The organism is Levilactobacillus yiduensis (assembly GCF_024718525.1).
Taxonomy (GTDB): domain Bacteria; phylum Bacillota; class Bacilli; order Lactobacillales; family Lactobacillaceae; genus Levilactobacillus; species Levilactobacillus yiduensis.
This window is the reverse complement of sequence record NZ_JAMXAZ010000005.1, coordinates 89,015-102,897: the sequence shown is the minus strand read 5'-3', so window position 1 is coordinate 102,897 and position 13,883 is coordinate 89,015. Positions and strand designations below refer to the sequence as shown.

General features: G+C 52.5%; 12 protein-coding genes. 11 read left to right on the top strand and 1 reads right to left on the bottom strand.

Annotation, left to right across the window (positions count from 1 at the left end; translation table 11 throughout):
• The first annotated feature begins 191 nt into the window (after positions 1-191).
• The 4 genes from xerC to NGM66_RS04535 all read left to right on the top strand — a co-directional run bounded on the left by xerC (position 192) and on the right by NGM66_RS04535 (position 4,121).
• A complete protein-coding gene (gene xerC / locus NGM66_RS04550; protein WP_208909623.1) occupies positions 192-1,127 on the top strand; it encodes a tyrosine recombinase XerC in 936 nt (311 codons plus the stop codon).
• A gap of 16 nt (positions 1,128-1,143) precedes the next feature.
• On the top strand, positions 1,144-1,686 hold the full coding sequence (hslV, locus tag NGM66_RS04545) for an HslVU peptidase proteolytic subunit (protein ID WP_011667574.1): 543 nt from the start codon (positions 1,144-1,146) through the stop codon (positions 1,684-1,686).
• A 17-nt stretch (positions 1,687-1,703) separates the two neighbouring features.
• Positions 1,704-3,116 carry an ATP-dependent protease ATPase subunit HslU gene (hslU, locus tag NGM66_RS04540; protein WP_258115409.1) on the top strand — a complete coding sequence of 471 codons (1,413 nt, stop codon included), beginning with the start codon at positions 1,704-1,706 and terminating at the stop codon, positions 3,114-3,116.
• A gap of 129 nt (positions 3,117-3,245) precedes the next feature.
• Complete coding sequence (locus NGM66_RS04535; protein WP_208909627.1) at positions 3,246-4,121, top strand: aldose 1-epimerase family protein; 876 nt, start codon at positions 3,246-3,248, stop codon at positions 4,119-4,121.
• Positions 4,122-4,597: 476 nt separating this feature from the next.
• Here NGM66_RS04535 and plsY read toward each other — a convergent pair whose 3' ends face one another.
• Positions 4,598-5,224, bottom strand: coding sequence for a glycerol-3-phosphate 1-O-acyltransferase PlsY (plsY, locus tag NGM66_RS04530; RefSeq protein WP_208909629.1), 627 nt, complete (start codon positions 5,222-5,224; stop codon positions 4,598-4,600).
• Between the two features lie 280 nt (positions 5,225-5,504).
• On the opposite strand from plsY, the gene parE reads away from it, so the two are divergent.
• From parE to msrA, 7 genes are all read left to right on the top strand, one after another.
• Positions 5,505-7,478: a DNA topoisomerase IV subunit B gene (parE, locus tag NGM66_RS04525; protein ID WP_208909631.1), complete on the top strand. Its 1,974-nt coding sequence runs from the start codon at positions 5,505-5,507 to the stop codon at positions 7,476-7,478.
• A gap of 71 nt (positions 7,479-7,549) precedes the next feature.
• Positions 7,550-9,952 carry a DNA topoisomerase IV subunit A gene (gene parC / locus NGM66_RS04520; protein WP_245155347.1) on the top strand — a complete coding sequence of 801 codons (2,403 nt, stop codon included), beginning with the start codon at positions 7,550-7,552 and terminating at the stop codon, positions 9,950-9,952.
• A 125-nt stretch (positions 9,953-10,077) separates the two neighbouring features.
• Positions 10,078-11,037, top strand: coding sequence for a LysR family transcriptional regulator (locus NGM66_RS04515; protein WP_125576877.1), 960 nt, complete (start codon positions 10,078-10,080; stop codon positions 11,035-11,037).
• 33 nt (positions 11,038-11,070) lie between these two features.
• Positions 11,071-12,000, top strand: a complete 930-nt coding sequence (locus NGM66_RS04510) for a manganese-dependent inorganic pyrophosphatase (protein WP_208909633.1) — start codon at positions 11,071-11,073, stop codon at positions 11,998-12,000.
• A gap of 145 nt (positions 12,001-12,145) precedes the next feature.
• Positions 12,146-12,724, top strand: coding sequence for a matrixin family metalloprotease (locus NGM66_RS04505; protein WP_208909634.1), 579 nt, complete (start codon positions 12,146-12,148; stop codon positions 12,722-12,724).
• A gap of 152 nt (positions 12,725-12,876) precedes the next feature.
• Positions 12,877-13,320: a peptide-methionine (R)-S-oxide reductase MsrB gene (gene msrB / locus NGM66_RS04500; protein ID WP_208909635.1), complete on the top strand. Its 444-nt coding sequence runs from the start codon at positions 12,877-12,879 to the stop codon at positions 13,318-13,320.
• Between the two features lie 15 nt (positions 13,321-13,335).
• Complete coding sequence (msrA, locus tag NGM66_RS04495) at positions 13,336-13,857, top strand: peptide-methionine (S)-S-oxide reductase MsrA (protein WP_258115408.1); 522 nt, start codon at positions 13,336-13,338, stop codon at positions 13,855-13,857.
• Positions 13,858-13,883 lie beyond the last annotated feature (26 nt).

Below are 13,883 nucleotides of genomic sequence, written 5' to 3'. Positions count from 1 at the left end.
GGGGCTTGGCCGGTCGCCTTGCCGGTCAGAGCACGGCCGCAACCGCTTTTTAGGCGCAACCTAATCTGCCCACCATGCTTCGACGACCGGTAAGGCGGCCAGCCTCGACCAGTCCACAATATTTGATGAGTTAGTTGTGTTTTTTCGGTCCGTTTGCTAGCATTGAGAACAGGTACAAAGGAGGGATTCACGTGGACGCAGCGATTACAGCGTTTATGACGTATCTAAGCGGTGAGCGGCAGTATTCTCCGGAAACGGTCAAGGCCTATCGTGAAGACCTCGAGGAGTTTACGCAGTTTTTGGCCAATAACGGCGGCACCAAAGCCTGGACGGCCATTGACCAGTTGGACGTGGAGGTCTACCTCAGCGAGTTGTACGACCGCCACTATGCGCGGACGACCATTGCCCGCAAGCTGTCCACGTTGCGATCACTGTATAGCTTCTTGATGAGTAACGGCCAGGCCAAGGATGATCCCTTTGCCTACGTTCAGCTCAAGCACCACCAGAATCATTTGCCACGCTTCTTTTATGAGCGGGAAATGACCGCGCTGTTTGCGGCTGCGGCGGCCAATCCCAATGACCAACTTGCCACCCGGGACTCGGCCTTGCTGGAAGTCTTGTATGGCACCGGCATCCGGGTCAGCGAGTGCGTGAACTTGACGCTGCCAGACATTGACTTTGACAACCGCATCATGCTGATTCACGGGAAGGGCAACAAGGAACGCTATGTGCCGTTTGGCCATTACGCCAGTGACGCCTTGCAACAGTACTTTACCGCTGCCAGGACGCCACTGCTGGCGAAATACCAGCTGACCCACACCTACGTGTTCGTTAATCACCGCGGGCAACAGTTAACACCAGCGGGGGTGACCTACCTGTTGAATCAGATCATCAAGCGCAGCACGTTGACCACGGATATCCATCCCCACATGCTGCGGCACACCTTTGCCACGCACCTCTTGAATCACGGCGCTGACTTGCGGTCAGTTCAGGAACTCCTGGGCCACAGCAGTCTGTCGACCACCCAAATTTACACCCACGTGACCCGCGAACATCTGCAACGGGACTACCGCCAGTTTTTCCCGCGGGCAACCGAAGATAAAACGAAACGCAACCCAACATCGTAAGGAGAATGATGAAATTATGCCAGTAAAATTTGAAGCCACGACCATCTGTGCAGTTCGGCACAACGGTCATAACGCCATGGCCGGCGACGGTCAAGTCACCATGGGCGAAAAGGTCATCATGAAAGGGACCGCCCACAAGATTCGGCGGATCTACAACAACCAAGTCGTTGTTGGCTTTGCCGGGAGTGTGGCCGACGCCTTTAATTTGGAAGAAAAATTCGAAGCCCAACTCAACGAATACAGCGGGAACCTGCAACGGGCTGCCGTTGAACTCGCCAAACAGTGGCGTTCCGACCAGGCTTTACAAAAGCTTGAAGCCTTACTGATTGTCATGGACAAGGACGAAATGCTGCTGGTCTCCGGTTCCGGTGAAGTGATTGCCCCCGATGACGACATCTTAGCCATCGGTTCTGGTGGGAACTTCGCGTTAGCCGCTGCCACGGCCTTGCACCACCACGCCACGGACATGAGCGCCAAGGAAATTGCCGAAAGCGCCATCCACATTGCTGGGGGCATCGACATCTTTACCAACGAAAACGTCATTTCAGAAGAACTTTAATCGAACGGAGGAATCCTATGGACGCCATTAATAAAACGCCTAAAGAAATCGTCGGCTTACTTGATCAATACGTGATCGGCCAAGACGACGCCAAGAAAGCCATTGCGATTGCCCTGCGCAACCGTTACCGCCGCATGCAACTCGATGCCGCGATGCAAGAAGAAATCTCACCAAAGAACATGCTGATGATCGGACCGACTGGGGTCGGGAAGACGGAAATCGCCCGTCGGTTGGCTAAGATCGTGCACGCACCCTTTACCAAGGTCGAAGCCAGCAAGTTCACCGAAGTTGGCTACGTTGGTCGTGATGTAGAATCCATGGTCCGCGATCTGGTCGAAGTGTCCGTGAACATGGAAAAACAGGACCAATTTAAAAACGTCCGTAACGACGCGATTCAAGCGGCCAACAAACGATTAGTCAAACTGCTGGCACCAGCGAAGAAGAAGGAAAACAAGAACAACAACGACTTCGCCAACATGATGAACATGTTCACGCAGATGCAAAACGGCCAGACGCCGACTGCACCAAGCGACACCGAAGAAGTTACTGACGAGATCCGCAACGAACGGCTTTCGATTGCCGACCAACTGGACAAGGGCTTGCTAGAAAACCACATGGTCGAAATCGAAATGGATGATCCACAACAAGCCAACGCCACGGACAACAACATGATGGGCCAAATGGGCATCGACTTGAACGACACCCTGGGCGCCATCATGCCCAAGAAGCGTATCAAGCGGACCGTCACGGTAACGGAAGCGCGCGAAATCTTGGTCGCTGAAGAATCCGAAAAGCTGGTCAACAACGCCGACATCAACCACGATGCCATCAAGCGTGCCGAAAATACCGGGATCATCTTCCTGGACGAAATTGATAAGATTGCTAAGGGCAGTAGCCAAAATAGCGGCGACGTTTCCCGTGAAGGGGTCCAACGCGATATCTTACCAATCGTCGAAGGAATCCAGGTCAAGACCAAGTACGGGTCGATCGACACCGACCACATCCTATTCATCGCGGCCGGGGCCTTCGCAGAATCCAAGCCAAGCGACCTGATTGCTGAATTGCAAGGGCGTTTTCCAATTCGGGTCGAGTTAAACGATCTGAGCAAGGAAGACTTCGTGCGGATCTTAACGGAACCCAACAACGCGCTGATCAAGCAATACATTGCCTTGATTGGGACGGACAACGTCAAGGTGACCTTCACCATGGAAGCCATCGAACGCATTGCTGAACTGGCCTTTGAATTGAACCACGAGAACCAAAACATTGGCGCACGGCGGTTACAGACGGTCTTGGAAAAGCTCCTGGAAGACCTGCTGTACGAAGGCCCTGACATGGGGTCTGGTGACGTGACGATCACCGAAAACTACGTCAACGATAAGATTGGCGATATCGTTCAAAACAAGGATTTATCACGCTACATCCTATAAATGATTCGCGGGACCGAGACGATTTGTCTTGGTCCTTTTTGGTGAATTAGGGTATGATAGAGGAAATGGCCTAGACAACTTGAGAATTGTCTGACCCAGAATTTTCTGTAAAAGTTGGAGGCACGGCAAATGTTAACGTTAAAAAATGACTATCTCACAGTCCAAATCAACTCATTGGGCGCAGAACTCAGCAGTGTAAAGGACAATGACAGTGGTATGGAATACATGTGGCAGGCGAACAAAGCCTACTGGGGCCGTCACGCACCGCTACTGTTTCCCATCGTCGGCCGCTTACAGGACAATCAGTACCGCCTCAACGGCACGACGTATCACATGACGCAACACGGCTTCGCCCGCGACCGTGAATTCACGGTGTTGGACCAGACGGCAACCAGCGTGACCTTACAGCTGACCGCTGACGACCAGACCAAGGCGCTGTTTCCATCTGACTTCGTCTTGACGGTGCACTATGCCTTAGAGGACCACCAGCTACAATTTGCGGCGACCGTTGATAATCCCGCAGAGACGCCGTTGACCTTCTCATTTGGCGCCCATCCCGGCTTCAACGTGCCACTGGGCGATCCAACCGCCGACTTCAGCGATTATCAAGTCACCGTGTCACCCAAGAAGGTCTACCAACGCGTGCCGTTAGTGGGGCCGTACAGTGATACCCAACACAGCGTACCCATGGATCTCACCCAACCCATGGTCTTGGACCACGATTTATTCGACCACGACGCCAAGGTCTTGACCCTGGACAACCAGGAAACGACGCTGATGCTAAGCAGTGGCGTCAACGACCACGGTGTTGCTTTAACGCTCAGCGCACCATACGTGGGCATCTGGTCACCATATCCCAAGCAAGCGCCATTCGTGTGCTTCGAACCTTGGTGGGGACTAGCTGACGACGTCGAGGCGACCGGTGATCTGGAGACCAAGGTGGCTATCCACCAGCTGGCCGCCCACGACAGTTTCCAGGCAAGTTATCAGATTACTTATTTCTGATGATACTAGAGCTTACAGGGATAAAATTAGTCTTTGAATGTCATGCGATCGGTGCTGGTCGCCTTACCGTTCGCCAAATTTGGACCGTGACGCTGTGGGAAGGACCGGTCGAAGCCAAAAGTCGGTCTTCAACCTCGCTTCGAGCCGAAAATCACGTCTCGAAGACGCCAGTTTCCAAGAAGACCACTTGAAAACTCCCACGGCTGAGTCCAAATTTAGCTCACTCTCGGCTACGTGACAGGTTGTCCACTAATGTAGATGTACGTTGCTATTTCAGTGATTTTCCTGTAAATTTTGCGGGTAATCTCTGACAGCCGCAGATGGCGGTGTGGATTCATTTAATGTTCACAATCCTTGTCAGCTGAGTATTATCAGGTGTTTTTGTACTTGCAAGCTTTAATTATCTAACCAAAAGGGCTCCCAACGACCTATAGTCATTGAGAGCCCTCGGTGTCTCTAAATTTTAAAAATAAGTGCTATTTCTGTGCCTGACGCCGCTTGTAGCCGCGGCCGAACGGGACCATGGATTCCGTTCCTTGACGAATGCGTTGGATATTGCTGCGATGCCGGTAAAACACGAAGATGGTCAAGACCAGCGCAATGCCGGTCAAATACCAATCCTGAAACGCCAGCGAGATCAACGTGATCAGGCTAAACGCAATCATGCTGGCCAAGCTGACCATGCTGGTCCAGTAGATCAAGCTGACCCACAGACCGGCCGCGATGACAAACATCAACGGGTTGTAGGCCAGTAGCATCCCCGCTGAGGTAGCCACGGCCTTGCCACCCTTAAAGTGGTCAAAGACCGAGACCGTGTGCCCTAGAATCGCAAATAACCCAAATAACAAGGGGGTTGCGCTTCCTAGAATCGTGGTCACATGGAACAGGGTGGGTAGGAGCGTGGCCACCGAGCCTTTGGCAATGTCTAAGACCATGACCGCCGTTCCAGCGTAAGGCCCCAGCACCCGGTACGTGTTCGTCGTGCCGATATTACCGGACCCTGATTGGCGAATATCCGTCTGGAAGAAGGCTTTGCCGACCCAGACGCCGTTCGGAATGGCCCCCAAGAGGTACGCCACGATGAGTAAACCAAATAATTTCACAAGTTATTCCTCCGCTCTTTCTCGCAGCGGGAACCGCCAAACTGGCGCTCACCGCAGATAAGCTGGTCTATATTTTAGCATGTTTTCACGAGAACGCCAATTATCTAGAGAATTCTAGCCAGGTTTTGGCTTCCTGTGGTATGATTATGAAGTTACTGGATACCCAGCCCAAGCGTATTTGACTGTTTATTTGAACATACGTTCGCTTTGCGGTAGAATAAGGGTATTCTGCACGTACACATTTTTTGTTAAAAATCGTAAAAGTAAAGGGGATTTACGCATGGCGAAAGCAAAACCAAAATATGACGATTCCTCCATCCAAGTGTTGGAGGGGTTGGAAGCTGTTCGTAAACGTCCTGGTATGTATATCGGGTCAACCGATGGCCGCGGGCTGCATCACTTGGTCTACGAAATCGTGGACAACGCCGTCGATGAAGCATTGGCCGGCTACGGTAAGGAAATCAACGTTACCATCCACCAGGACAACAGCATTACCGTTGTCGATCACGGGCGGGGTATGCCAGTCGGTATGCACGCGTCCGGGATTCCCACGCCAGAAGTGATCTTGACGGTGCTCCATGCCGGGGGGAAATTCGGCCAGGGCGGCTACAAGACGTCCGGTGGGCTGCACGGGGTCGGCGCTTCTGTCGTCAACGCCCTGTCGAGTGCCTTAACGGTCACCATCGTGCGTGACGGCGTCCGTTACCAAGAAAAATTTGTCAAGGGTGGTCATCCCCAGGGAACCCTCAAGAAATTGGGCAATACCCGGGCACACAACGGGACGACCATTAACTTCAAACCTGACAGTACCATCTTCACGACCACGGTCTACAACTTTGGGACCCTGGCCGAACGGTTACGTGAATCGGCCTTCCTGCTAAAGGGCGTGAAGATCACGTTGACCGACGAACGCGAGGGCCAAGAACGCGCTGAAGAATACCATTTTGAAGACGGTATCAAGGAATTCGTCGGCTACCTGAACGAAGATAAGGATACCTTAGGCGACGTCATGTACTTTGACGGCAAGAAGGATGGCATTGAGGTCGAGGTCGCCGCTCAGTACAACGACGGCTACACGGAAAACCTCCTGTCCTTCGTCAACAATGTCCGTACCAAAGATGGTGGGACCCATGAAGCCGGTATGCGTAGTGGCTGGACCAAGGCATTCAACGAATACGCACGTAAGGTTGGTCTCCTCAAGGAACGCGACAAGAACCTGGAAGGCACCGATGTCCGGGAAGGGTTGTCTGCCGTTATTTCACTGCGGGTACCCGAAAACCTGTTGCAGTTCGAGGGGCAGACCAAGGAAAAATTGGGCACGCCAGAAGCTCGGACCATTGTCGACAGCATCATCAGTGAGCAACTGGGCTACTACCTGATGGAAAACGGGGACTTTGGGAAGATGTTGATCAAAAAGTCGACCCAAGCCCGTTCCGCCAGAGAGGCCGCACGTAAGGCCCGGGACGAAAGCCGGAATGGCAAGCGTCACAAGAAGCATGAACGCCTATTATCCGGGAAGCTGACCCCCGCGCAATCCAAGAATTCGGCCAAAAACGAGCTGTTCTTAGTCGAAGGGGATTCCGCCGGTGGTTCTGCCAAGCAGGGCCGTAACCGGAAATTTCAGGCCATCCTGCCACTCCGGGGGAAGGTGCTGAACACCGAAAAAGCCAAGCTACCTGATATCATGAAAAACGAAGAAATCAGTACCATGATCTACACAATTGGGGCCGGTGTCGGTGCCGAGTTCAACATCGAAGACGCCAATTACGATAAAATCATTATCATGACCGATGCCGATGATGATGGGGCCCACATTCAGATCTTACTGTTGACCTTCTTCTACAAGTACATGCGGCCCATGATCGACGCTGGGCGCGTCTACATCGCCTTACCACCGCTGTATCAGATCAAGACGACCGGTAAAAAGGCCACGACCGATTACGCTTGGACCAACGACGAACTCAGTCGCAAGACGAAGCTGATTCCGAACCGCGGTTACCATTTACAACGGTTCAAGGGGTTGGGGGAAATGGACGCGGAACAACTCTGGGCCACGACCATGGATCCCGACAACCGGACGCTGATTCGCGTGCAGATCGACGACGCCGCTTTGGCTGAACGCCGCGTGACGACGTTAATGGGCGACAAGGTCGAACCCCGACGGAAATGGATTGAAAACAACGTCCAGTTTACGTTGGAAGACGACGATGCGAGCCTGCTAGAAAACGAGAAAGCTTCCGAGTCCCACGACTAGGAGCCTGGCGAAAGGAGTAAACATTTGTGAGTGAAGGACAAAAGATTCAAGAGCTGACTTTGGAAGAAGTCATGGGCGACCGGTTTGGCCGCTACTCCAAGTCAATCATTCAAGAACGGGCCTTGCCCGACATCCGCGACGGCTTAAAACCCGTTCAACGCCGAATTCTGTTCTCAATGAACAAGGACGGCAACACCTACGACAAGGGCTTCCGGAAATCCGCCAAGTCGGTCGGAAACGTCATGGGGAACTTTCACCCCCACGGCGATAGCTCCATCTACGAAGCCCTGACCCGGATGAGCCAGGACTGGAAGGTCCGCGAACCCCTGGTCGAAATGCACGGGAACAACGGGTCCATGGATGGTGACCCGGCCGCTGCCATGCGGTATACCGAAGCCCGGCTGAGCAAGCTAGCGGGGGAAATGCTCCGAGACATCGACAAGGACACGGTCGACATGGTGCTCAACTTTGATGACACCGAATACGAACCGACCGTCTTGCCCGCCCGGATTCCCAACCTACTGGTCAACGGGGCCACAGGGATTTCTGCCGGTTACGCCACGGAGATTCCACCGCACAACTTAGGTGAAGTGGTCGATGCCTTGGTCTACCTGCTAAGCCACCCCAAGGCGACCCTAGAGGAATTGATGGGCTTTGTCCAAGGCCCCGATTTCCCAACCGGTGGCATCATTCAGGGGAAAGACGGCATCGTCAAGGCTTACCAAACCGGTCGCGGCCGCGTGGTCGTTCGTTCCAAGACGGCCATCGAACCCCTTCGCGGCAACAAGAGTCAGATCACGGTCACGGAGATTCCCTACGAAGTCAACAAGGCCCAACTGGTCAAGAAGATCGATGAGATTCGGTTGACCAAGAAGGTTGAAGGCCTGGCTGAAGTACGGGACGAAACCGACCGTGACGGGTTACGGATCGCCATTGAGCTGAAGCGCGACGCGGATGCCCAAGGCGTCTTGAACTACTTATTTAAGAATACGGAATTACAGATCACCTACAACTTCAACATGGTGGCCATCAACCATATGCGCCCAGAACACGTGGGGCTGAAGACGATTCTCAGCGCCTACCTGGAGCATCAACGCGATGTCATCACTCGCCGGACGAAATACAACCTCCAAAAGGCGTTAGACCGGCAACACATCGTGGTCGGGTTGATCAAGGCACTGTCCATTTTGGACCAAGTCATTCAGACGATTCGGGCCAGTCAAAATCGGCGTGATGCCCGTGACAACCTGGTCAAGACCTACGACTTTTCCGAAAAGCAGGCCGACGCCATCGTTGCCTTACAACTGTACCGATTGACCAACACCGACGTGACCCAACTGGAAGCGGAATCCGCTAAATTATCCGCGGACATCGCTGAATACCATAAGATCTTGGATGAACCCAAGACGTTGAATGCGGTCTTGCGTAAGGAATTGAAGGCCGTTGCCAAGGATTACCGCAATCCCCGACGGACCGAGATTCAAGACCAAATCGAAGACCTTAAGATCAAGACCACCGTGACCGTGGCCGACGAAGACGTGGTCGTTTTGGTCAGTCACGACGGGTACCTCAAGCGTTCCGGCGTTCGCTCATACACGGCGTCTGATCCCGATGACAACGGTCTGAAGGATGAGGATTACCCGATCTTCATGAAGAAGCTGAGCACACTGGATCACCTGATGATGTTTACCAACAAGGGGAACCTCATCTACCGGCCGGTCCACGAAATCAGCGACGTGAAGTGGAAGGAAACCGGCGAACACATTTCACAAACCATTGGGCTCGCACCTGATGAAGAAATCGTGGCGACCTATGCGTTCAAGACGCTCAAGGAACCAGGACGCTTCTTGATTGCGACGAGCGACGGCTACATCAAGCAGACAGCCTTTGCTGACTTGACGCCAGGCCGGACCTACAAGAGTCGCGCGGCCACTTACGAAAAACTGAAGAATCCGGAGGCCCATGTCGTCTCTGTCCATTACTTGACTGAACCGATCGAACAAGGGATTCTTTTGCTTTCCAAGAACGGCTACGCACTGCGTTATCCGGTTGACGAAGTCTCCATCAACGGCGCACGAACGACGGGTGTCCGTGCGATGGACCTTCGTGACGACGATGAGGTGGTTAACCTAGCCCTGGTCACCGACAGTGATACCATTGCACTGGTGACCCAACGTGGGGCCTTCAAACGCCTAGCGATGAAGGAATTGTCCGTTACCAGTCGTGCCCGGCGTGGGGTCATCGTTCTGCGAGAATTGAAACGCGATCCACACCGTATCGTTGATTTCTTAACGATTCCAGCAGGTAACCCAGCCCTAGAGATCATCACCAGTCGCGAACGGACCCATGACGTCATGCCAACGGAACACCCGTTGAGCGGACGTTACTCCAACGGCTCGTTCGTGGTCGACGTCGACGCTGAAGGGCAACCCGTCCAACTGCGGGTCAAGCCAACCGAACTGGTTCTCGACTAATCAGGAATTTGCGAGGAGAAATCGTTGCGCTTTTACCGTAAACGGCCTATTATATAGATTAATAGTAACCATTAGGTAGACCTGGTAATTTTAACCACTAGGCCAATCATAAGGAGAAAAAACGGATGAAGACGAAACAGGAAAGTATCTTTTCTTCCAAAACCCTGACGTATTTCTTACAATTAGCGGAAACCATGAACTACACCCAAGCCGCGCAAATTCTGGGGATTACCCAGCCAGCCTTGACCCAACAGATCAAGAAGCTGGAACGCACGGTGGGCGCCCCGCTCTTTTATTCAGTGGGGAAGAAGTTGCGGTTGTCCGACGCAGGCTACACGATGCTCGACGCCACTCACAAGATCTATGGCATTTTAAACACGGCGACAGACGAAATCCAGCAGTCGACCAGTGCAACGCAAGGTGAGATCAACATTGGGCTTCTGGCCTCGATGGAAGATGCGGTCTTTGAGGATTTTGCCATTCTGTCTTACCAGAACAATCCTGAGCTCAAGATTTCCTTTCACATGTTAACGCGGAAGGAAATTTGGGAACGCTTGGAAAACAACAAGATCGACCTGGCCATCATGTATCTGCCGGACGATTCCATCAAGAACTGGAAGCCTTATGAATCCAAGAAGATCATTTCAGATGACCTGTTGTTCATCCACCACGATGAACAGCTAGCGAAGAAACGCCGCATCAAGTTCAAGGATACGACGGCGGGCGTTTGGGCGATGTATCCCGATGGCTACTACCTGAACCAGACGCTGCACGAAGCCTACAAGAACCAACTGGCTGATTTTCCTAAGAGCGTCGCGAACTTTACGACGCCCACCCAGTTGTTACATTTTTCAATGCAGACGCAGGCCTCGACAGCGTTGCCAAATTCCTTTATGATAGGACAGGATGACCTGCCGAATACGTGGACGGCCCATTTCGATCCCAACATTCGCTTCGATCTGGCCTTCGTCTTCCGTAAAGGTAAGGCAGAGATTCCGCGGATCAGTCACTTCTTGGCACAGTTCGACCGTTACCTGCATACCGACGATTATATCTCGCGGCTCAAGCAACTACGGAACCAATAAACTTAAAATTTTTTGTTAAAGGAGTTCTACCACATGAGTAAAGCATTAATCTTTGGTCACCAAAATCCTGATACGGACGCAATCGTTGCCGCAAAGGCTTACGCTTACTTCCAAACACAAGAAGGTTACGACGTTGAAGCCGTTGCTTTAGGCGAACCAAACATGGAGACCAACTACGTTTTGAACCATTTTGACGAACCAGCACCACGGGTCGTTAAGACGGTGGCTAACGAAGTCGACACGGTCATGTTAGTCGACCACAACGAAGCCCAACAAAGTGTCGCTGACTTGGACAAGGTCACGGTCAGCCACGTGGTTGATCATCACCGAATTGCCAACTTCCACACCGATTCACCCCTGTACTACCGGGCAGAACCAGTGGGTTGCACGAGCACGATCTTAACGGAAATGTTTGACGAAGCTAAGATTGAAATCCCAGCTAAGTTGGCTGGATTGATGCTATCTGCCATCATCTCTGACACGCTTTTACTCCAAAGCCCAACCACGACCGATGCCGACAAGGAAGCCGTTCGCGCCTTGGCTGAAATCGCCGACATCGACGTTCAAAGCTACGGCATTGCGATGTTAAAAGCCGGGACGAACCTGGCCGCTAAGAGCGACAAGGAATTGATCGACGGTGACGCAAAGTCCTTTGACATGGCTGGCAAGAGCGTTCGGATCGGCCAAATCAACACGGTCGACTTGAACGAAGTGTTGGACCGTCAAGCTGGTTTGGAAAAGGAAATGCAAGCTGAAATGGCCGCTGATGGCTACGACTTGTTCATTACCTTAGCCACCAACGTCTTGAACAGCGACTCCGAACTCATCGTTGCCGGTGAACCAAAGAGCGCCGTCGAAAAGGCCTTCAACACCAAGCTGGAAAACAACCGCGCTAGTTTACCTGGCGTCGTTTCCCGGAAGAAGCAAGTGGTGCCACCATTGACCGCTGCTTTCGAGGCTTAATTAGCTAAATTTACGATGATCAACGTCCAACTGCTAGTTTTTCTAGTGTGCTGGGCGTTTTTTGTCGCTTCTGAATACGGGTTCCCGTATAATACGGAACGATGGTAGCCGTCGGGCATCCTCCTTCGAGAGAGAGGGACTTTGCATGATTAAAGGTTGGTACCGAGGGATTTTAACCATTATTACAACGTTGGTTTTGTTCTTTACACAGGTTGGTGGCAGTGCGGCGTTGGCAGCAGCAGGCGTGACCCCATTTGGGCCAGAACGCTTTGCCCACGCCCATGCCACATACGTGATTACGACCAAGTCTCGGTATTATCGTCAGATCTGGCAGTCAGCCATTTCAGCCTGGAATAAGACGGGGGCCTTTCACTTCAAGGCGGGCACTAAGCGAGATGCTCAGATTGATTTGGAAACGGCCTCTAAATCTCAGGCAGCAAGATTAGGCGAAGACGTTGGCTTGACCGAATACACCGCGCAAAACGATTATTTGACCAAGGTTACCGCAATGTTGAATCCCAGTCTGCTGCAGACGTACGGCTACTCTCATTCCGATGACCTGCACGTGGCAGAACACGAATTGGGCCACACAATGGGATTGGCGCACAACCCAGCCAAGCAAAGTGTGATGTATTACCGGAACCGGGCCGTTGGTATTCAGAAGGTGGATATTGAAGGCGTTCAATTGCGGTATCGCACACCCGCTGGGCAATCAGCAAAATAGAAGGTATGTACCGTTTGAAAGAACTGGTTCGCTGTGTCGTGGCGAATCAGTTTTTTCGGTTGGAGCTGCCAAATTCCTTGTGTTTCCGCCGAAAAGTTTTACACTAAGAGTAGTAACGATTAAGTTGCGTACAACTGATTGGAGGAATTAGCATGAAGCAGCAAGAAAACCAGGAAGACTTGAAGCAACGGCTGACGGCGGAGGAATACGCTGTCACCCAGCATGCGGCCACAGAAGCCGCGTTCACCGGTAAGTACGATGCCTTTTACGAAGACGGTATCTACGTGGACGTGGTGAGCGGCCAACCACTATTCAGTTCAACCGACAAATACGACGCGGGCTGTGGGTGGCCATCCTTTACCAAACCCATTGATGCCGCCAACGTTAAGGAAAACACGGATCACTCCTTTGGCATGGTTCGCCAGGAAGTCCGGAGCACGGACGGCGGGTCTCACTTGGGCCACGTCTTTACTGACGGTCCACAAGACCAGGGTGGCTTGCGCTACTGCATCAATTCAGCGGCATTAAAGTTTATTCCCGCTGACAAGCTTGAAGAAAATGGCTATCACGACTTCGAACAACTTTTCGACAAGTAAAAGGAGGGGCACCGCATGACAGAGAAAGATACAGCGATTTTTGCGGGCGGCTGCTTCTGGTGCATGGTTCAGCCCTTTGATACGCAGCCCGGCATCGAATCGGTCGTTTCCGGCTACACCGGTGGTCACACAGTCAATCCGACGTATGCGGAAGTCGCCAGCCATACCACGGGTCACACAGAAGCCGTTAAAATCACCTTTGACCCCAGCATCATCAGCTATGCCCAGTTGGTCGAAATCTACTGGCGGCAAACGGATCCTACTGATGCCAGTGGCCAGTTCCAGGACCGCGGTGACAGTTATCGGCCGGTCATCTTCGTGAACAGTCCCGCACAACGGGCCGCAGCGGAGAAATCCAAGGCCGCATTGGCTGCCAGTGGCCGATTTGATGAGCCCATCGTGACGACCATTGAAGACGCCCAACCATTTTATCCGGCAGAAACTGAACACCAGGACTTTTACCGCAAGAACCCATTTCGTTATCAAATCGAAGAGATGGGCGGTCGTCAAGACTTCATTCAGAATAAATGGCGTTAATACCCATTCTGTATGATACAATCATA

Excerpts from the sequence above, each read along its gene's own strand:
- hslV (WP_011667574.1), top strand. The coding sequence starts at position 1,144 with ATGCCAGTAAAATTTGAAGCCACGACCATCTGTGCAGTTCGGCACAAC.
- hslU (WP_258115409.1), top strand. The coding sequence starts at position 1,704 with ATGGACGCCATTAATAAAACGCCTAAAGAAATCGTCGGCTTACTTGAT.
- NGM66_RS04535 (WP_208909627.1), top strand. The coding sequence starts at position 3,246 with ATGTTAACGTTAAAAAATGACTATCTCACAGTCCAAATCAACTCATTG.
- parE (WP_208909631.1), top strand. The coding sequence starts at position 5,505 with ATGGCGAAAGCAAAACCAAAATATGACGATTCCTCCATCCAAGTGTTG.
- parC (WP_245155347.1), top strand. The coding sequence starts at position 7,550 with ATGGGCGACCGGTTTGGCCGCTACTCCAAGTCAATCATTCAAGAACGG.
- NGM66_RS04515 (WP_125576877.1), top strand. The coding sequence starts at position 10,078 with ATGAAGACGAAACAGGAAAGTATCTTTTCTTCCAAAACCCTGACGTAT.
- NGM66_RS04510 (WP_208909633.1), top strand. The coding sequence starts at position 11,071 with ATGAGTAAAGCATTAATCTTTGGTCACCAAAATCCTGATACGGACGCA.
- NGM66_RS04505 (WP_208909634.1), top strand. The coding sequence starts at position 12,146 with ATGATTAAAGGTTGGTACCGAGGGATTTTAACCATTATTACAACGTTG.
- msrB (WP_208909635.1), top strand. The coding sequence starts at position 12,877 with ATGAAGCAGCAAGAAAACCAGGAAGACTTGAAGCAACGGCTGACGGCG.
- msrA (WP_258115408.1), top strand. The coding sequence starts at position 13,336 with ATGACAGAGAAAGATACAGCGATTTTTGCGGGCGGCTGCTTCTGGTGC.